The organism is Enterococcus sp. HY326, assembly GCF_026157065.1.
In the GTDB taxonomy this organism is placed as follows: Bacteria; Bacillota; Bacilli; order Lactobacillales; family Enterococcaceae; genus HY326.
Map to the genome: position 1 here is coordinate 622,000 of NZ_JANLGQ010000001.1, position 18,654 is coordinate 640,653.

Consider the following 18,654-nt stretch of genomic DNA (forward strand, 5'->3'; position numbering starts at 1 on the left):
TTTCTTAAGAACAAAATGATAACTATCTGAATGCTGCCTCCTATCTCAAATGAAATGTTTGCGCCCAACCATTAATCATAGTATTTGTCATATGAGTCACATAAGGAGTTACTTGCACTAATTTCCATTTTTTTGTCTTAGTGTGTTGATAAAAAGCATAAGGTTGCGCTGTATATTTATATTTCCAATATCCAGCAGATCTAGTTTCAAAAGAGGACGGAGCGTCCGCGTGTTCATTTAGCACTTGTGCTACTTCAGGAATATCGATATCTTCCAAGATAACTTCCTTTTCTCCCGATTTTAGAGCTTCTGAAAGACTCATTTTTGGTAATTTTGAATCATTATCGTCTGATAATATTTCAGGAGTATTTGTTGATGGAATTTCCGCAGCTGCAGCATGAGCTGTAATTCCTGTTCCTATTGCTACTCCTAAGATACAAGTGATTAAAAAAAGTTTGCTGAACCATTTACTTGAATGCTCATTTTTTCTAATGTTAATGTTTTTCATGTGTAAATTCCTCCTATACCAATTTTGATTTTTCATGTATAACTGATCTTGATAAGATCATTCTAGCACCATTTGAACAATAAAAATCTATCAATATAGTCACATTGGTCACATTTTCCCAATTAAATATGATTTTATAGATTTAAGAACATGAGAATAAATCGGATGTATACCTTTCCACAATAACAAAAAAATGGTACAAGGATGATTTTTTACTTGTAAAAAAACATGAAAAAAGCGATTTCAATTATTGCCTGGAAGATACATATTTTCTAAACAATTAGTGATTTAAGTTTAAAGTCTTCACTCACCTTTTTTTCATAGCTAGCAAATATAGACTATTAGTTATTTTTTTGCGCAAAATACAAATTATTTTTTTCTAGTATTTGAATTTAATTAGTTATTAGAGTAGATTAATAGCTAGGAGGGGATTAACATGTCAAAAGATAAAGTTAAAACTGTGACTGATTATTTAAGTGCAGCTTATTCAGATGAACAAGTAAAAAAAATTCCTGAGTTAGAGAAATTGATTTTTGCCGCAGCTATGGATGTTGACAAAGGCGGTAGCATTGAATTAATGTCCGCTAAGCTTTGTAGAGACATTGGACGGTATGTTTTAATGCACCAAGACAAATCTCCAAAGGCTCTTATCACGCTATACAATCAGTTGGTTCATGACGCAGCCAAATATGAAGGTGTTGCATTAAGCACTATGATGCTACCAATTTGGTTCTAATAATTCAAAACTCCGTAAAGACGAATTATTCTTCACTTTCAGCCAGTCTAATCTGATTGGCTCTTTTTTTCTAAAAATGCTCAACCACTTAAACATCATATTCACCCAATCTTTCCCAATTTCCAATCGTAATTTCTAGATCATTTTACACAATAAACACTTGAATAAAAAAAATCACCACCAACAGATTTCTAGTTGGTAGTGATGGGAACTCTATTTTTATTTTGAGTAGGTAAAATCCGTCGTTAAAATACTTTTTTTCAGTTTTTCAGATCAATATTGCTTTAAAATACTCCTTATGATAAATTTTTTAAAACGATCTTTAAAGGAAGTAATCCACTATGAAATTAATTGGTGTCTGCATTTATACTGATAATGCTAAGCGACTAGCAGAATTTTATAAAATAGTTTTACAAGAAGAACCCTTCCAAGAAGAACAGCATTATGGGTTTAAAAAATCGCAAATTGCTGTATACAACCCTGGAAATATTAAAGTGGCCCAGGATAAAAATATGTCACTCATGTTCGTTGTTCCGGATTTAATTATGGAGTATAAGCGCCTAATTCAATGTTTCCCTGAACTTACAATAGTAGCGCCACCAGAACGTAAACCTTGGGGTGCATTTTCTTTTTTGTTTGCAGACTTGGATGGAAACATTATCAGTTTTGTAGAGGGGCCCGAAAAGTAAGTTAGGCTTATATCTTTTAATCTGCTGAATCTTCCGTTAATCAACTGTTCCCTGAGTTAGTCTACTACTCTTTTCATTTATTGAAGATGAAGAAACACTGCCAGCTGATTTGAGTTGGCAGTGAAAATTTGATTACTATCAGAGTAAACGAAATCTGTCGCTTACAGACTAATAACAAAACACTTTGTTTTCAGTTTCACAATATAAGTAGACTTTCTTTTGTTTATTTCCATTTATTATTGTGCCATTCAATGAAAACGTTTATCATAGAAACTAACTTGACAATTTGAAGGGAGAAAGAATTTTATGAGTAAAATTGTTTTTTTTAATTCTTATAAGCTAAAAAAAGATGTCGATATTTCTGAATTTCTACTAGCAGTTGAAAACTTAAACGAAAATCATATCTCCAAACAACAAGGTTATATTTCATTCGAGGTATTTTCGGACAATGATACGTGGGCAGATGCAACTACTTTTGAAACAATGGAAGATGCGAAAAACTTCACAAAAGTCGTTGACAAAAGTGGAACTGCTAAGAAATTTTATTCATTTTTAAATTTAAACAGTTGTAAAAGTAATTTTTATAAAACTGAAAAATGTTTCTTTTCATCAAAACCTAATTAATAGTTATCACTATACTCAGTAGACCTGCCATATTATTGGGTAGGCTAATTTTTTGATTAATTTTAATAGCGACTCTACAGTCTCTTGGCTAAAGGTATCTATTTTCTTTAAGTATAAGCATGACTGATACAACTTGTGAAAATTTTTCTACCTAGTTCTTTTTATTTGTTCCAACAGATTACAAAAATAAATATGTTAAAAATAAAGCAATCTCAGTATCACTAAGTGTATAATTGTAATCATTTGCCAAGACTTCTGAGAACTTGTCCATCTTTTTTTTCGATGATTGATTCTTTTCATAAATTTGATTTAACACTGGTGTTTCAATAACAAATTGATCTAGCTCATTAGTGATTATCCGATAAGTAAAGATAGGCACAGTGTCGAAGTAATTTTTCAGAAAGTTGATTCTCAGAGATATTTAGTTGAAGCGTAATTTCATTCAGAAAAGAATGATATAGTCTGTACCACGATTTATTAATGGATTCATCGTAATTCCTTTTTTCTCTTAAATGTAATTCACAAGAATGAAAAATCCTATCCAAAGTAGTATTTTCCATGCTGGTCTCACCCCTATTCTTGAAAATTGTTTTTACCAGTTTTCTATTAGAATCTATTCTTTCTTTCTTTTTTTCGATTTTTGTGTTTTTGCTTTCTGAACTTTTCTTTTTTCCTTCTGTCTTCTTTTCTGTTCCTTCTTTATAAACCAAATAATCAATAAACCAACTACAAGAGCACATAATATACCAATAACAATATATAACATTGTATTGTCTTGCTCAGTAGTGAAAATCTGATTATTAACCTTTTGTGCTTCCCTAGCACTTATTTTGAAAGCCTCATTGAACTCCCAATGATTATCGGCATTGTCCCTAATTTCCATTTCGAGATGGTAATCTCCAGCTTCAAGTGGTTGTGTACCTCCTGTCTGACCATTAAAGAAGAATAGATCAAAAATACTTTGGGGTGCTATACTACCATTTTCAATTTCTCTGCTAATGACAGGCGTATCAGAATCACCTAAATATATATTACCAGTCATCGAAACGCCTTTTATTGTTGTTGCAGTAGGATTTTTAAGTTGAACAGTGACGCCCGCATTGTTAGAGATATTTGATGCAGCCACTGTTGAAAATTCGATATTTGGTGTTACAGATTCGTCATTTTCAGAAAGACGCAAGCCTAATATATAATCATACTCACTTTTTATTTTGCCTGTATCGTCACTAGATTCATCACTAAAATCTTTTTTGATATGAATCCCGCCTAATAGGATTCCAGTGAAAGGCTCATCCGGAACCTTGATTTCAAAAGAAATAATTCCTGCTTTTTGTGGTGGGATTTCCACTTCTTCTGGATAGTCAATAAGCTCAGAAATTGGTACAGAATTAATTGAATTTTCTGGTAACGTTATGCTATTATAATCAATTAGCAGATTTCCATTCGTTTGGGCAGTATTCACTTCAACTGAGTACTTTTCTGCTTTATCGGAAAAATTATTGACCTGTACCTCAATTGTTTGATTGGCACCTGGCTCTACCCGTAAATCAAAATAGGACAAATCTTTATTGACTTGGTTCTCCGGAATAATGGCTTTAATACTATAATCAACCTCATTATTTTCGACTGCTTGTGCTCTTATAAAAGGTGTGAATAGGATAGTTAAAAAACCTAACAATAAAAAAAAATTTTTTCTGTTCAAATTAAATCCTCCAAATTATATGTAACTTACGACACTATGTAAAAATTACTGAGTGGCTTATTTAGAAAAAGAAACTGTGACTCAAGTAGTTTGCTACTTAAGCCACAGCCTCCTAAGCGCTTATAAATTTAATCAGCTGATACCGCAGTATAAGTGACTGTGCCGTTATAAGTTTTAGCGTCCAATTTATTATTAGCAATTGTCAATTCTGGTTCGTCTAAAGCATAAGTTTTGGTTCCAACTGGTGCAGTAGCACTTTCACTGATAACAACTCCTGGCGCTGTTAAAATTTCTGTTGTGCCAATTTTTAGTGAAGAGCCAACACCGTCCAATGAAGTGGCAGAAGCTTGAACTCTAAACGCTGAAGCAGCAACTGCTGCATTCCATTTTGCTAATGATTCATCTTTTTCCGTTTGTGTTGCAGTTGACTGACCAATTTGGGCAATCGCTGCTGTTATACTGTCTTTTGTTGGACGAGTATCTCGAACTTTCACATCTTTATCATAGGTTCCAATCAATGTTTGATTGGCATCTGCAATACTATCCAATGAATGAGCTCCAAAATCAATACTTGAAACATCCACTAAGCTGAATGTTCCTGGGTCGCTTGGTAAGCCAGTTCCAGGATCAACTGTATAGTCAGTAATGACTAATTTAGTCGTCCCGTCTTTTGTACTCAAATCTGTTGCTGCTTGTGCAGCTGGCACTGCTGTCAATAATGCAACTGCCGCAATAAATGTAACTCCAAATGCTTTTTTCATATCTTTGTTCCTCCGTATATTTTAAATATTTTATCAAAATAATTGATAATAAATTAAGTATCAGCGTTAATAATTCGCCAATAATTTGTTGCTGTATATTCTCCTGAAGCTTCTTTTATACTAAGTGCTAAAGATATTTTTTCTTTAGGTACTCGATATTCAGCCCACCCGCGACTGTGATCAGCATCAGAGGTAAGAATACTTTGATAGTCTTCTCCGTCATTCTCAATTAATAAGTTGTGGGGTTGAATACCTGAAGCATCTTCTGCGGTCAAGATACCCTCCCCAACAGTCAAATCGACATCTGTTAATTGTTGACCTTGTTGATTTTCAAATATCCCGGGTTTGACTTGTAACGTCCAAGCGCCTTCGATTAAGCGTCGGTCAAAAATTTTAATGACCAAATCGTCTGTCGCTTGGAAATTTACCTTAGTAGCATTCTGATCTTGAATTCCAAAATCTAAATCACTAACTTCATAAATTCTCGGGTTTTTTTCATCTAGTGGAGTTATTGTAAGTGAACTCTCGCCTTCAGAAGCTTGCACAAAATTCGGTTGTATCATTAAAATTAGTCCGCTAAGAATAACCAATCTAAAACATAATTTCTTTTTCATTTAGAATTCCTCCGCTTTTTTAATTTGTAAAATCCATAAAAAGCAAAGAGGATAATGATTGTCCCCACAAAAGCTAAAGTCAAATTTTCAACATCGTTTGTACGCGGCAGTTTTCCTGTTGAAGAATCACCATTTGGATTTTTTTCATTTAACTGTACATCACCACTGTTTTCAGATTCTTTTGTGACTCCATCTCTAAGTTCAATTGTTATCTGACTCTCTGCGGAATCAGTAGCTTGTGCAGCTTGAGTATAGTAAGGTTGGGGAAAACTGATAAAAATTATAAGCAATACTAATATCACGGATTGTTTTACTAATTTTATTAGTCCCCTTCCCTCATTTTTTATGGGGCATCTTTGATTGTCCAATTAATAACCCCCCTATACTCACCAGGATTATCCTGATCGCTAAGTTTTAAAAGCAGTCCTTCAGTTTGATCAAAAACATATTCTTGATTTGGTTCAAAGGTGATTGCTCCTAATTCATAAACTTGATTATTTTCTTTAAAGACGAAATCTGAAGCTGGTAAACTATTTTCATCTGAAGTTATGCTTGTTACTGACAAAGAGACTTTACTTGTTGGTGTCGTGCTAGTTGTATCCCGTGCTTTAAAAATCATTTCTTCTTGTCTCGCCTGTGGTTCTCTATTCACAGGTAATTGTGCACGGCTGTAATTCCATTGGTATTCAGTAGTAACTTTTTCAAATCCTTGATAGCCTTCTACTTGAAATTCAGACTCTTGGGTAGTGGTTGCACCATCTTTATCTGTCAGTGTTAATTCCAAAACATTACGCCCACGTTTCAAAATATTGTCTTTTGATAGGAGATCAATCGGCACTGGCAGTGTCCAAGAGAAATCCTGTGCTGAAACATCAGCCAAAGAAATTTCATCTACAAATTGTTTATTGATCACAATTTTCATCTTCAGTTCATCAGTCATGTCATCATCATGATAATCCATCTTGAAGCCAAAGGTGCTGAGATAATCTTTAAAGCTCGCTTCATTGAAGACTACGCTATCAATGACAGGATTGCTGTTATGCTTATTAATCCAAAAATAGCTTGACTCACTTTCAACAATTGTATTAAAATTATCTGTGCCATAGCGTCCATTGATATTGCTGTAAAAAACCGTTTTTTGAGCTGATAAATCAGTTATAGTTGGCAAACTGAGTTTGAATTCGACATGTCCGCCTTCTCTTGGGATTGTTAAATTGATTCCCTCTAAGGCAAAGTTACCATTGGCATCAACAATCACGTTTTGTGTCTTTTCCTCACCATCATTTACGGAATAAGAGACACTAATTTGATTATCGGAAGGTATAGCGATCACATTCCTGTCAATTTTTCCTTTCCAACTATCAATAGTGTAGCTTCGTTGAGAACTTGCTAATGTATAAAGAGATTGAAATTCCACAGGATCACCACTACTAATAAACTTGTTACTTAGAGGTTCATCCCTTGGCACAGTAATTTCCATACCATCTTTATTCGTCACTTGGTTCGCTAGGCTAGCGACGCTATCGACAGGGGTTTCAGCAAAAGCAAATTTAGTTGTCCCGCTTAAATTACCATTTGAGGACGTAAATCCCCAATAAGCTGTATGGTTATTCTCTGAGAGTTTTAAATTTGTTTCTAATTGTTTGTCAGGAATCAGCACTGCATCAGTTTGAGAGTTATTCATTGGGTTGAATAGAAAGTAACTTAGTCCTACACCTATTTGATAACTAAACCTAAACTCATACCAGGTATCATCCACAACATTGGTTAAAGATTGATACCCTTCTGCTTGGTTTCCAATATAGTGTTTCTGAGTCGCAATACTAGGATTTCCATTATTAGTCCAAGAATATGCACCAAAAGGAGCATAACTATCTGGGTTTCCTGGAAATGAATAAGCCATATGAGTTGGATATATTGTGGCAAGAAACAAGTTTCTATCAAAATTGTCAGAATCAGTGTTCCAATTCCCATACATATCAAACTCAATAGCCAATGAATTTTGTATGGCTTTCTCTGCAGGGTTGCGAAAAGCAGTCTCGCCAACACCTCGATAGGAACCATATACCCCGAGGTTTTGACCATCTAAACTTGATACGGCCGAAGTAATTGCTTTTGATTTCTGTACATCGTTGTGTAAAACAAAAGCCAAACCGTCTGTGCTTCTCTTCTGAAATTGGACAAAAACCCGCCCATTAAAATCCTTTGAAAAATCTAGTTTTTGATAATCATTCGAAAAAACAGATAGCCAATTCTGCGAACCACTTAAACGAATTTCGTCATAGGGACGATTGTCATTCGTTCCGTTGGTTGGATATTGTGGGACAACAACATTTTTCCCAGAACCAGATCCAGCGGTATTTGCATTATCAAATACGCCATCCAATTTTTTTGCACCATATGGAATAGACTTCAAACCTGGTCCAGAAATACCCGACGCTTTTGACTCAACATAATTATTAACATTTTTATTTAAAGGACTATCCATAATTGTTTCTTCGGTGATTAACTCAGTAGAATTTTGTAAATCAACACTTGATGCCCACGTTCGTTCCTTGAAGAGCAGCACTGACAATAATAACGTGCCACAATATACCACAAACAAAACCTTCTTTTTTTTCATAAGTAAACTTCTCTCCCCCCTTTTTTGGCTAATTTCACAAATCTTAATCTGTACTTTCCATCTGTTTTTCTGTGAAAAAAGAATTTTTTTCGTAAAATTCTGGAGATAATGCATATCCTTTACGCCAACTAGTTGTCAGACAACGTTCATCAAAATTCAATTTCATCAACTTCATTTTTAGTCTGGTAATAATCTGTGAAAGTTGAGCTAAATTAGATTGGCTAATTGGTAGTCCCCACAATTTTGTAGCCAAATCATTACGCTTAATATGTTGCCCTTGAGCATGATAGAGTTGTAAAAAAACTTCTAGTTCTTTTTTTGATAGCATACTAATGAAAGCTCCACTCGGATTTTCGTTCAATTCTAAATTTGACATATATAGGGACGAAGAACGCTGACCATTTTTTTGACTACTATAAAACCTATGCTGATAATAGTCATTTGATATTTCTTCTCTTAATTCAGCTATAGAAATTGTTGGTGAAAATACTCCTGTCAGCATCAAATCACTGTCCTGAGAATCATCAGTAGTTTCCGCTTCAATACGATACAGTTGAATTTTAAGATTTCTCAATTTATGAACTAATCCTTCTACTAAATGATTCGCCAAACTTTCACTAAAAATTACTATTTCAAAAAATTTGATCCAACTATCGTCTTCATATTTTAAAATGGTGTTAATAGCTAAATTAGAACAAAACACTTCATAACCTAATATCTCCAACTTCTCTTTTATCTCTCTTTCGACAACTATACATTCTGTCAGAATTAAAACGGTTTTCAACTCTTCACCTCGTTCCTTTTTTCAGTTTGAGAAGTGGAGGACGCGTGGGGAATCTCTTACAACTCCTTGCTAAAAGAATAAGCCAACTAAACGATTGAAGCGTTCAATTGCAAGCGCTTACCGATTCATTTGAGCCTTTTTTTCTTTTTTTGTTGGTAACTGTGGTAGGATTGCGATAAAAGAAAATAAGGACGGGACAGCTATGCGTTTATTTATTATTGATGATCAATTTGCAATTCGAAATCACATAATGGCGATTGTAAAAAGATTGAATATATCAAATTTGAAGTTGAAAGAAGTCACAAACGAGCAAACATTTTACAAACAATTAGAAAGTTTTGAGATTTTAGATGATGATTTATTTTTCTTAGACATTGATTTAAAAACATATTTTACTGGAATTGATCTAGCTGAAAAAATTCGTAAAAAAAATCAAAACTGTTTTATTGTTTTTATTACGGCGTTCGATTCAAAAGGAATTGAAGTGTTAAATCGTGGCATTCTTCCACTAGGATATTTGCTGAAGGATGAAGAAGATAGTTTATTGGCAGCCAATATAAAAGAAAACATTGGAGTCGCAAAACTGACACAGCGAGGCCGAAAAAAAAATCAAAGAGTTTTAATCTTTGATAATTTTGAAAATGATATTATCATCCCTGAGAACAACATCTATTATATTGCAACAGTCCCTGGTTCAAGAAGAATGCTTCTAATTAAGCACATCCAAGGGGAGTACATGATAAAAGATCAATTGAGTCAATTAAAAACAGCTATTCAAGGACCTAACTTTTACACAGGTCTCAAATCCTTTATTATCAATTTAGAATTGATAAAACGGGTTAGTATTAGCGAAGGAGTTATCCAGTTTCTTGACGAAGACATCCTTGAAATAGGCAAACTAGGGGCCAGAAAGATAAAGAATAGTTTGAAGGGAATGGAAATTAATGGAAGTTAACTTAATTTTAGCAAGTTATTTCTTAAATTTTCTAGTCATCATGTGGGGCATTTTCTATAAAAGGATGCTTTCTAGATATCAGTGTATAGGCTTATCTACATTTTTAATTACCACTATCATTTTGACTCTCATGACTAATGATCAGTATCTATTCTTTAATGGCGTTTTCTTCTCTTTAATTCAGTATTTACTGATGTACAACTACACAAAAAGTTGGTTATTGTCATCCGTTGCGATAATTTTAGAATACAGTCTTATTAATACAGTGTGGTTTATAACTTATCATCTGCCTAAGCAGTTTATTACTAGCATCTATGATAATTTTAACTATCATTTGCTAATAACAACTATTATTCAAATTAGCCTGCTTCTTTTATTAAAATTATTTTTGAAGAAGATAGATAAAAAATATCGTGTTTGGAATTCTTTGAACGACATTAATAAGGATTATCCAAAATTGAGTATTGGAAGTTTCATCTTTTTCTTTTCTCTGAGAATGATTCAATTTTATTTAGTCCAAACAGGAAATTTCTTTGTCTTACTTTTGATGTTCATCTTACTTCTCATATTGGTGATTTTATTAATCTCTGTTATAACCCTGGTCAATAAAAATTATCATCAAAAAAAAATGATGGATCATATTTTTCTTTCTATAGACGAAGAAAAAGAAAATTTTCAATTAGCTCGTGAATACAGACATGATATTAAAGGAATATTAGTTGGCTTAAATAGTTATTTGGCAGATGAAGACATCTATGGGGCACAAAGTTACTTAAAAAATTTTATAGGCGATTCCAAAGATTATCTTAAGAATTATGATTATAGCCAACTAGTCTTAATCCAAAATTCCGCTATTCGTGGCCTTGTCGAGGAGTTTATTCATACATGTAAAAAAGAAGATATTAATTTAAAACTCAAAATTGACTCCATAGAAAAACTCCCTAAAATATCTTTGATTGATTTTGTTCGCATTCTGTCCATTATCATGAACAATGCCATCGAATCAGTCATAGCTCAAGAAAGTAAAGAAATCAAACTTTCAATGGAGAACCTTAATGGACAATTAATCGTAACCATGGCCAACTCAACAACAGCCCCAATTAATCTAATGGAAATTGTTAAAAAAAATAGAAGCAGCAAAAAAAATCATTTAGGTGTCGGCCTGTGGAATCTAAAAAAAATACTTGCAAGCAACAGTAACTGCCACTATAAAATAAATCAAAAAAATAATTTTTTCACTATTAAACTTTTTTTGATTTATTAATTTATGCTTTATATAAAGAAATAACTAAAAAAATTTTCACTAGCTATTTCGCTTGAAGTGATTAAATAGACGTGTAGATGCAAACAAAAAATCTAAGTTTCCCAATTACTCTTTTCGTAGATTTATTAAAATTCCATCACTACCCGTCGGAGCAATTTGGTAATGATGGAATTTTTAATTTTTTTCGAGTCTGCAAACGATGGATTTTCCAGGAGTAACACAGATATAGACAGAATAATTCAAATTTATTCTTGTTTAGTATCCTTTTTTAATGAGATTGGTACCAATAAATCAAGTTGCAGATGCTCTTTACTTGTGCTTTCTACGTGGTTGATGGCATTGAGCGTTTCTTCTAGTGCAGGATCGGCCGCTTTAGAAAGAGGTATAACTCTTGAGCTATAATCAAATTCATATTCCCCATTGGTGAGCACCCATTGCCATAAATTTGCCCACTCATGAAAATCACCAAACTTAATCATTTTAGCCCCATATAATCCACCTTGGAACTGCTTTTTTACATACGGTGGATTCACCGCCATTTCCTTTGGTATTGATACCCACATCTCATAGCCTTTGGATATGTTCTCATCAGCAGCTGGATTATTAAAGCCAAATAAACGAAAATCTGGTTTATTTTCTTTCAACTGGTTTTCTATAATGAATTTCTGAATTTCTAGTCCTACAGCTTCTTCCCTATTTTGCCCCTCTAGCTGAAAAGCTGCAACTGTCATCGGTGGAACATAAATAATCCGTAAATCTTTAATACTTTCAATCGTTTTGTTTGCTTCGTCAATAGTCGCCATTGGCAAGCTCTCCTTCCTTTTCAAAGTTTGAGTGGAGATTTCCTCAACTAGATTTATCACTTGAGTATCATCAAAGTTATTTATTTCGGTATGTTCAAAAGAAAGTTTTTTCAATTCATCCACAACTATCCTTAAGGCGTGTCGGATAGTTTTTAGCGCAATCAGCTCACTATCAATCCCAACTATCGCTTGCTCCAAAATACTAAAAATCTTCTCGCTATTTTTAGATTCTAGAATAATCTGAATCTCCTTTAATGGAATGCGCAGCTTACGAAAAATCAAGATTTGCTGTAGGATAATTAAATTCTCAGTATCATACATACGATAAGCATAATCTGGAATTTTTTGACTTTGAATTAATCCTAGCTCTTCATAATATCTCAGTGTTCTTGTGGAAATTTCATACTCCTTTGACACTTGTGTGATTGTCTTTAACTCCATGATGCTCTCCTTTCTATCTTCATGATAAACTGCGACACGACGTTAGAGTCAAGTCTTTCTATAAGGATAGCATGGTTACTTTTTGTTTGCTAAAGGTGAATGACTTATTGAGTTAAAAAATCCTGAGTTAACGCATTCATAAACTCAATTTTCAAAACAAATTCAAATGGATACAACCTTGAACAAGCTAAGCCCCTACTATCATTTAACCACTTGTTAAAAATAGGATTCTAAAAATTAACAACCACTTCATTGCACCCCTCTGTTACTTTTGCTACGCTATAGTTGAGATAGAAAGGGGAGGAGTAACATGCTAGGGCAAATCATCAAAGAAAAACGAAAGGAACAAGGCCTTACTCTAGAACAAGTAGCAAATTATCTTGGTGTCAGTGCGCCTGCCATCCATAAGTGGGAGAAAGGCCAAACTTACCCTGATATCACAACGCTACCAGCATTAGCAAGATTGTTGCAAACGGATTTAAACACGCTACTATCCTTTAAAGAAAATTTAACCCACGTTGAGGTTGACGCGATTTGTACCCAAATTCTTACTCTGATAGAAGAAGAAGGATATGATGTTGGCTTTAATCTAGCAAATGATAAAATTAGCGAATACCCTTCTTGCGAACTCCTAATTTATCATCTATCTGATATCTTAACTACGGCTTTAGCTGCCTTCATGGTTAACCCAAAACAAAAATATTTAGAAATTTTGACTACTTGGTTAAAACGAATTTTACATAGTAATGACCTCAACCTTCGCAATAAAGCAACTGACTTAATTTTTTCAGTATACTGTCAAAATGAAGAGTTTGAAAATGCCGAAAATATTGTTCAATCACTTCCCGAATCTTGTCCTGATAAGCAATTACTACTTGCAGAATTGAATTTATTGCTAGGCAATGACACCAATGCTGCGCACTACTTTGAAGCAAAGCTGTTCGAGACCTCAGTCAGTCTACAAAACATTTTATTAGGCTTAACGCAGATTTCGATTAGAGAAAAACATATGGATAAGGCTGGACATTTAGCATCACTCTATCAACAAGTAACTGAAAAATTTGATCTTATGACTTGTACTGCTTGGACAGCACTTCTCGAGGTTTCAACTGCTCAGAAGGATAAAGAGACGACCATTCAATTCTTAAAGAATACGCTTGAATCTTTGAACACAGAGTGGACAATTGAAAATTCAAGTTTATATCAACATTTAGATTTTACTGATCCACACTTAACCACTTTCAGTTCAAATTTATTGCCAGCCATTGTGAACGAGTTGGAGCATTCTTCAGAGCTGAAATTTTTGCATGGCACCCCTGACTATCAAAGCTTATTGACAACTTATCAAAAAAATTAGCTGTGTAAACTATTTCATATCAGATTGCTACTCCTTAATTTAGACAAAAAGGGAACCCGCCAGCGGGGACTGGCGGGTTTAGGAGTAAAAAATGAAAAAGTGTTTTATTTGGGTTTGTTTTATTGGGATAAGTTAATAATAGACTGAAAATGTGAAATTTTTGTGTATTTAGTTTTGTAAAATTAAGAAGTGTTTACAGCGAATCTATGAAACTCGTCGTTAGTGAGCTTCCCCTCCACCACACTCCCAAATTTTTTGCAAAAAAAGCCCAGTCCAACCAGCTTCTTCAAAAATTCCCAAGCAAAGCAACTAGAAAATTTTTGAGGCAGCTGATTAAAACCAGACTTTTTAAAGGCTTATTGAAAGTTAAAAATTACTGAAAAGCTTGTTTGACGTCATCAATCATCAATTGGACTGATTCCAGACCGCCACCGCTGAGGTACCAAACTTCTGGATCTAACATAATCACCAGATTATTTTGACCAGCTGTCGTTTGCTGCACGAGTTCATTTTCGGCAACATTGTTTTGGCTGTCATCGCCGCCGATGGCTTGGGTCCGGTCAACGACAAAGATGATGTCAGGGTTTGTTTCCAGCACATATTCAAAGGAAACACTTTGACCGTGAGTGGAAGCTTCGATGGCGTCATCGGCTTCTGAAAAACCAAATGTGTCGTGGATAATACCGAAACGGGAACCAGCACCATAGGCCGATAATTCTCCTTCATTGGCTAGTAAAACTAAAGCATTTTTGCCATCATCGGTTGCTTGTGTGTGGACTTCGTCAATTTGCGTTTGTAGCTCAGCCAGTTGGCTTTCAGCCTCGTCCTCCTTCTCGAAAATTTGCCCCAAAGTTTTGACGTTATCTTGAATTGAGTCCCAAGTATTTTCGTAATCAATACCCAAATAAATCGTAGGTGCAATGGCTGATAATTGATCCAAATAGTCTGCTTGACGTCCAGAAATAATAATTAAATCGGGAGCCATTGCATTAATTGCTTCAATATCCGGCTCTTTGATGCCACCGGCTGACTCGACGTCGGCATAAGCATCTAAATAAGCTGGCAGATTGCTGACAGCTGTCCCGACGACTGCATCACCGGCTCCTAAAGCATCAATTGTGTCTAAGGAACCCATGTCAAATACCACAACTTTTTCTGGATTTTGCGGAACCTCGACTGTGCCGTTAGTATCGGTCACTTTAATTGTCCCCGCTGATGTACTGCTGCTTGTCGAAGAAGCAGTCTCGCTGCTATCTGTTGTGCCGCTAGTGGTGTTGCCACACGCAGCCAAAATACCTAAACTCAACACAATTCCAACACTTAACAAAAACTTTTTCATTCTTTTTCCTCCATTTAGTTAAAATACATACAAAAGCGCTTGCCCTCGATTTCGCACACTTTAATTTCCATCCCGTATAAAGGGTTTAATATTTCATTTTGAATCATTTCGTCGGTGGGACCGTTGGCAAAGAGTTCGCCATTTTTCATGGCGACAATTTGATCGGCATAAGTAGCCGCAAAATTAATATCATGCAAAACGACCAACACAGTCTTGCCCAGCTCATCGACTAATTTACGTAAAATTTGCATCATCTGCACCGCATAATTCATATCTAAATTATTTAACGGCTCATCCAATAAAATATAATCTGTATCCTGGGCTAAAATCATCGCAATGTAGGCCCGCTGCAGCTGACCGCCGGACAATGTATCGATGTAATCGCCCGCCATCTCGGTTAGCCCTAAATTTTCTAAAGCTTCCTCAACTAGTCGATGATCTTCTGTCTGCAAACGGCCTTTGCTGTAGGGAAAGCGTCCGAAATTGACCAAGTCCCGCACGGTAATTCGCAGAGCAATATGATTTTGCTGTTTCAAAATCGCCAGCTTCTTGGCCAGCTCCTTTGACTTCCAAGCTTTAATTTCGTTGTGGTCCAAATAAATTTCGCCGGTATCTTGAGGAATCAAGCGACTGATAATCGACAGCAAAGTGCTTTTGCCAGCACCGTTTGGACCGATAAAGGCTGTCAATTTTTGCTTTTCTAAAGGTAGCTCGATGCCCGAGACCACCACCTTATCCCCGTAAGACTTTGAAATTTGCTTGATATCAATCATCTTGCCTGCCTCCTTTAGCCTGCTAGTTTATCCGCTTGCGGGTCAAACGATTGACCCAAATTAACTTACCGATAAAATACGTGCCACCAACAAATTCAATCACGACACTTAAGGTTGTGTTCAACTGAAAAATTTGTTCCACTAAAAACTGACCGCCGATTAAAAAAATTATCCCTAATAAACTAGCGGCAGCAAACAGCCACCGATGGCGATAAGTCGCCAGCAATTGATAACTGATATTGCTGACGATAAAGCCTAAAAAAGTTACCGGCCCGACTAAAGCCGTGGCCGTTCCCGTCAATAGGCTGATTGCCAGCAACAATAGCAGCTGAACTTGAGTAACGTTTATTCCTAAATTAATTCCCTGCTCCCGTCCTAGATGCAATACATCTAAATAGTGGCTGGCTTTTAATAAGAGCAAGGCCGTCACGCCAATCAAAACGGCTGCCCACAACAGATGATAGCTATTGACGTTGTTGAAGCTGGCAAATAACCGCCCCTGCAATAAATCATATTCATTGGGGTCCATCAGCACTTGTAAAAAAGTGCTGAGACTGCTGAAAAGCGTACCTAAAATCATGCCAATCATCAGCAGTAAAAATAAATTATTTTGACTATGTTTCAATAAAATATTGCTTAAGAATAGACTGGCCAGCATGGTGATGGCGATATTAGCTAAAAAGAGGCCGGTTCCCTCCTGTGAGAGCATGCTGACGCCGCCGACTGCAAAAAACAACAGCGTTTGAACTGCTACATATAATGAATCCAAACCCAAAATATTCGGAGTCAGAAAATGATTTTGGGTCATCGTTTGAAAACTGATGGTGGCAAAGCTGGTCGCAATTGCCACTAAGATAAAGGCGGCTATTTTTTTGCCGCGAATCTGCAGGGCAAACTCGAAATTTCCGTGGGTATTATACGTCAAATACAATAGGCACATCACCAGAGCCGCCGCTGTCAAAAAACTGATTTTCAGCATCATTTTTTTCATGCGTTACTCCTTTGGGGCTGATTTTTTTTCGTCAAGAGATAGATAAAAATCAGACTGCCTAAAATTCCCGTAATCACACTGACGGGAATTTCATACGGAGGAATAACACAGCGGGCGATAATATCACAGGCAATCAAAAAGATGCTGCCGCCTAATGCGGTTAACGGCAGTGTTTGTCTGAGGTTATCCCCGAACATCAAGGAGATAACATTGGGCACAATCACCCCTAAAAAGGGAATCGACCCCACCATAATTAAAGTTACAGCACTAGCCACTGCCACTAAGAAAACTCCTAGTAAACGATAGAGAGAATAATTTAAACCTAAATTTTCCGCTAAATCTTCCCCCAAACCGATAATCGTAAAAGCGTAAGAAAAGAAATAGACACAAAGAAAAACCGGTATCGTCAAATACAATAACTCATAGCCACCTCTAGTAATCGTTGAAAAATTTCCCTGCAGCCAAGCGGACATATTTTGTACTACTTGATATTGATAGGCAAAAAAAGTCGCTACAGAACCGATAATATTTCCAAACATCACACCAATTAAAGGCAGCATGACTTGATTTTTTCCCGGTAGAATTCGACTTAAGGCTAAAAAAACTAAGGTTCCTAAAAAAGCAAAGAGAAACGCCACAAGACTGCGGGGGAAGATGGAGGCGGTCGGCAGCACTAGCATCACAAAGACAATTCCTAAACGGGCACTGTCCATTGTTCCGGCAGTTGTGGGGGAAACAAATTTATTTTGGGTCAAATGCTGCATCACCAAACCACAGATGCTCATGGTGGCGCCAGCCAAGAGCAAACTGATTGTCCGGGGAATACGAGTGCTGAAAAAAATCAGCCGTTGCTGACCTTCATCAAAAAGCAACCTAGACAGCGACAAGTCATTGACTCCAACAAAAAAAGAAATAAAAATTAGTAAGAGTAGCAGACCGACCATTAAACTTTTTTTCAAAAAGAACCCTCCTACCTTTTCTAATTGAGAATGATTTTCATTCTTACGATTAGTTTAGAGAAATTTAAATTTTTTTGCAAGCCTTTTTCTAAATTTTTCTCCAATAAATTTATGCTATAATAAATTTAGCATAACAACGAGGTGATTTTTTTGGCGGATGAACTGCAAAAGCATTTAGATAAAGGGATTTATGGCGCCCCACTGGTCAATCCTGATGAACAGCACAAATATTTAGGAACTTTTAGAGAGCGCTGTCATTTGACGATGATCCTTGCGGAAATGCCAAAAAAAGCTAACCAAGAAAGCCTTTTAAAAGAATTTGCGCTGCATCCCGACAGCAGCCTCTTGTTAAATGGCAAAGTCGAACAATCTGTGGAGTCCATTTATATCCAACTGGCTAGCAAACAAAACATTCGCTTTACGATTGTGAATGATTTTGTCGGAGATCAGCCAACAGATATCGGTCTGGTTTTCGCAGCTAAAACAGCCGTCAATGAAGAAGTAGTGGATGTCGAAGCCAAATATCCATTGTCTTCTGAAACTTCAGCAACAGAGCCTGAGAAAAAAAGCGGCTTTTGGCATAATTTATTTAAGTAGGTCTGAAACAATTCATTTTTGACTGATAAGATTGTCTGACTTTCACCGAATGACTGAGAAAAGGACTGCTTCAATAAGAAAATTATTGAAAAATTTTCTTTTCAAAATTTCGGTGATAACTTTTGTCATGTAAT

Annotated in this window: 19 protein-coding genes; 7 read left to right on the forward strand and 12 right to left on the reverse strand. The window is 35.6% G+C overall.

Features of this window, described 5'->3' with window-relative positions; translation table 11 throughout:
* Positions 1 to 40: 40 nt before the first annotated feature.
* Complete coding sequence (locus ORH16_RS03065) at positions 41 to 508, reverse strand: hypothetical protein (RefSeq protein ID WP_265456119.1); 468 nt, start codon at positions 506 to 508, stop codon at positions 41 to 43.
* 436 nt (positions 509 to 944) lie between these two features.
* On the opposite strand from ORH16_RS03065, the gene ORH16_RS03070 reads away from it, so the two are divergent.
* The 3 genes from ORH16_RS03070 to ORH16_RS03080 all read left to right on the forward strand — a co-directional run bounded on the left by ORH16_RS03070 (position 945) and on the right by ORH16_RS03080 (position 2,557).
* Positions 945 to 1,244, forward strand: a complete 300-nt coding sequence (locus ORH16_RS03070; protein WP_265456120.1) for a bacteriocin immunity protein — start codon at positions 945 to 947, stop codon at positions 1,242 to 1,244.
* A 341-nt stretch (positions 1,245 to 1,585) separates the two neighbouring features.
* Positions 1,586 to 1,933: a VOC family protein gene (locus ORH16_RS03075; RefSeq protein WP_265456122.1), complete on the forward strand. Its 348-nt coding sequence runs from the start codon at positions 1,586 to 1,588 to the stop codon at positions 1,931 to 1,933.
* Positions 1,934 to 2,239: 306 nt separating this feature from the next.
* A complete protein-coding gene (locus tag ORH16_RS03080) occupies positions 2,240 to 2,557 on the forward strand; it encodes an antibiotic biosynthesis monooxygenase family protein (RefSeq protein ID WP_265456124.1) in 318 nt (105 codons plus the stop codon).
* A 613-nt stretch (positions 2,558 to 3,170) separates the two neighbouring features.
* On the opposite strand, the gene ORH16_RS03085 is transcribed toward ORH16_RS03080, so the two are convergent.
* From ORH16_RS03085 to ORH16_RS03110, 6 genes are all read right to left on the reverse strand, one after another.
* Entirely contained in the window at positions 3,171 to 4,259 is a 1,089-nt protein-coding gene (locus ORH16_RS03085; protein ID WP_265456126.1) for a DUF916 and DUF3324 domain-containing protein, read from the reverse strand.
* A gap of 128 nt (positions 4,260 to 4,387) precedes the next feature.
* Complete coding sequence (locus ORH16_RS03090; RefSeq protein ID WP_265456128.1) at positions 4,388 to 5,020, reverse strand: hypothetical protein; 633 nt, start codon at positions 5,018 to 5,020, stop codon at positions 4,388 to 4,390.
* A 53-nt stretch (positions 5,021 to 5,073) separates the two neighbouring features.
* Positions 5,074 to 5,634, reverse strand: coding sequence for a WxL domain-containing protein (locus tag ORH16_RS03095; protein WP_265456130.1), 561 nt, complete (start codon positions 5,632 to 5,634; stop codon positions 5,074 to 5,076).
* Positions 5,631 to 6,002: an LPXTG cell wall anchor domain-containing protein gene (locus tag ORH16_RS03100; RefSeq protein ID WP_265456132.1), complete on the reverse strand. Its 372-nt coding sequence runs from the start codon at positions 6,000 to 6,002 to the stop codon at positions 5,631 to 5,633. The genes ORH16_RS03095 and ORH16_RS03100 overlap by 4 nt, the downstream gene beginning before the upstream one ends.
* Positions 5,978 to 8,257, reverse strand: coding sequence for a hypothetical protein (locus ORH16_RS03105; RefSeq protein WP_265456134.1), 2,280 nt, complete (start codon positions 8,255 to 8,257; stop codon positions 5,978 to 5,980). Before ORH16_RS03105 ends, ORH16_RS03100 begins: the two co-directional genes overlap by 25 nt.
* A 43-nt stretch (positions 8,258 to 8,300) precedes the next feature.
* Positions 8,301 to 9,041 (reverse strand): helix-turn-helix domain-containing protein, encoded by a 741-nt coding sequence (locus tag ORH16_RS03110; RefSeq protein ID WP_265456136.1) that lies wholly within the window; start codon positions 9,039 to 9,041, stop codon positions 8,301 to 8,303.
* A gap of 202 nt (positions 9,042 to 9,243) precedes the next feature.
* Here ORH16_RS03110 and ORH16_RS03115 point away from each other — a divergent pair, with 202 nt between their 5' ends.
* Both ORH16_RS03115 and ORH16_RS03120 read left to right on the forward strand, forming a co-directional pair.
* On the forward strand, positions 9,244 to 9,996 hold the full coding sequence (locus ORH16_RS03115; protein WP_265456138.1) for a response regulator transcription factor: 753 nt from the start codon (positions 9,244 to 9,246) through the stop codon (positions 9,994 to 9,996).
* A complete protein-coding gene (locus tag ORH16_RS03120) occupies positions 9,986 to 11,260 on the forward strand; it encodes a GHKL domain-containing protein (protein WP_265456140.1) in 1,275 nt (424 codons plus the stop codon). Before ORH16_RS03115 ends, ORH16_RS03120 begins: the two co-directional genes overlap by 11 nt.
* Positions 11,261 to 11,505: 245 nt before the next feature.
* Here the strand turns inward: ORH16_RS03120 and ORH16_RS03125 are convergent, their stop codons facing one another.
* Complete coding sequence (locus ORH16_RS03125; protein WP_265456142.1) at positions 11,506 to 12,504, reverse strand: effector binding domain-containing protein; 999 nt, start codon at positions 12,502 to 12,504, stop codon at positions 11,506 to 11,508.
* Between the two features lie 310 nt (positions 12,505 to 12,814).
* Between ORH16_RS03125 and ORH16_RS03130 the strand changes: the two genes are divergently transcribed.
* Complete coding sequence (locus ORH16_RS03130) at positions 12,815 to 13,861, forward strand: helix-turn-helix domain-containing protein (protein WP_265456144.1); 1,047 nt, start codon at positions 12,815 to 12,817, stop codon at positions 13,859 to 13,861.
* A 373-nt stretch (positions 13,862 to 14,234) separates the two neighbouring features.
* Here ORH16_RS03130 and ORH16_RS03135 read toward each other — a convergent pair whose 3' ends face one another.
* Genes ORH16_RS03135 through ORH16_RS03150 form a run of 4 tightly spaced genes read right to left on the reverse strand, consistent with a single transcriptional unit; the run spans position 14,235 to position 17,923 of the window.
* A complete protein-coding gene (locus tag ORH16_RS03135) occupies positions 14,235 to 15,200 on the reverse strand; it encodes a siderophore ABC transporter substrate-binding protein (RefSeq protein WP_265456146.1) in 966 nt (321 codons plus the stop codon).
* Between the two features lie 14 nt (positions 15,201 to 15,214).
* Entirely contained in the window at positions 15,215 to 15,973 is a 759-nt protein-coding gene (locus ORH16_RS03140) for an ABC transporter ATP-binding protein (RefSeq protein ID WP_265456148.1), read from the reverse strand.
* A gap of 22 nt (positions 15,974 to 15,995) precedes the next feature.
* Positions 15,996 to 16,964, reverse strand: coding sequence for an iron chelate uptake ABC transporter family permease subunit (locus ORH16_RS03145; RefSeq protein WP_265456150.1), 969 nt, complete (start codon positions 16,962 to 16,964; stop codon positions 15,996 to 15,998).
* On the reverse strand, positions 16,961 to 17,923 hold the full coding sequence (locus ORH16_RS03150; RefSeq protein ID WP_265456152.1) for an ABC transporter permease: 963 nt from the start codon (positions 17,921 to 17,923) through the stop codon (positions 16,961 to 16,963). The genes ORH16_RS03145 and ORH16_RS03150 overlap by 4 nt, the downstream gene beginning before the upstream one ends.
* A 150-nt stretch (positions 17,924 to 18,073) precedes the next feature.
* Between ORH16_RS03150 and ORH16_RS03155 the strand changes: the two genes are divergently transcribed.
* On the forward strand, positions 18,074 to 18,520 hold the full coding sequence (locus ORH16_RS03155; protein WP_265456153.1) for a YueI family protein: 447 nt from the start codon (positions 18,074 to 18,076) through the stop codon (positions 18,518 to 18,520).
* The last annotated feature ends 134 nt before the right edge of the window (positions 18,521 to 18,654 follow it).

What these genes read in the sequence shown, in the direction of transcription:
- ORH16_RS03080 (WP_265456124.1), top strand. Translation starts at nt 2,240, where the DNA reads ATGAGTAAAATTGTTTTTTTTAATTCTTATAAGCTAAAAAAAGATGTC.
- ORH16_RS03125 (WP_265456142.1), bottom strand. Translation starts at nt 12,504, where the DNA reads ATGGAGTTAAAGACAATCACACAAGTGTCAAAGGAGTATGAAATTTCC.
- ORH16_RS03095 (WP_265456130.1), bottom strand. Translation starts at nt 5,634, where the DNA reads ATGAAAAAGAAATTATGTTTTAGATTGGTTATTCTTAGCGGACTAATT.
- ORH16_RS03140 (WP_265456148.1), bottom strand. Translation starts at nt 15,973, where the DNA reads ATGATTGATATCAAGCAAATTTCAAAGTCTTACGGGGATAAGGTGGTG.
- ORH16_RS03070 (WP_265456120.1), top strand. Translation starts at nt 945, where the DNA reads ATGTCAAAAGATAAAGTTAAAACTGTGACTGATTATTTAAGTGCAGCT.
- ORH16_RS03120 (WP_265456140.1), top strand. Translation starts at nt 9,986, where the DNA reads ATGGAAGTTAACTTAATTTTAGCAAGTTATTTCTTAAATTTTCTAGTC.
- ORH16_RS03065 (WP_265456119.1), bottom strand. Translation starts at nt 508, where the DNA reads ATGAAAAACATTAACATTAGAAAAAATGAGCATTCAAGTAAATGGTTC.
- ORH16_RS03135 (WP_265456146.1), bottom strand. Translation starts at nt 15,200, where the DNA reads ATGAAAAAGTTTTTGTTAAGTGTTGGAATTGTGTTGAGTTTAGGTATT.
- ORH16_RS03115 (WP_265456138.1), top strand. Translation starts at nt 9,244, where the DNA reads ATGCGTTTATTTATTATTGATGATCAATTTGCAATTCGAAATCACATA.
- ORH16_RS03075 (WP_265456122.1), top strand. Translation starts at nt 1,586, where the DNA reads ATGAAATTAATTGGTGTCTGCATTTATACTGATAATGCTAAGCGACTA.
- ORH16_RS03130 (WP_265456144.1), top strand. Translation starts at nt 12,815, where the DNA reads ATGCTAGGGCAAATCATCAAAGAAAAACGAAAGGAACAAGGCCTTACT.
- ORH16_RS03145 (WP_265456150.1), bottom strand. Translation starts at nt 16,964, where the DNA reads ATGAAAAAAATGATGCTGAAAATCAGTTTTTTGACAGCGGCGGCTCTG.
- ORH16_RS03105 (WP_265456134.1), bottom strand. Translation starts at nt 8,257, where the DNA reads ATGAAAAAAAAGAAGGTTTTGTTTGTGGTATATTGTGGCACGTTATTA.
- ORH16_RS03090 (WP_265456128.1), bottom strand. Translation starts at nt 5,020, where the DNA reads ATGAAAAAAGCATTTGGAGTTACATTTATTGCGGCAGTTGCATTATTG.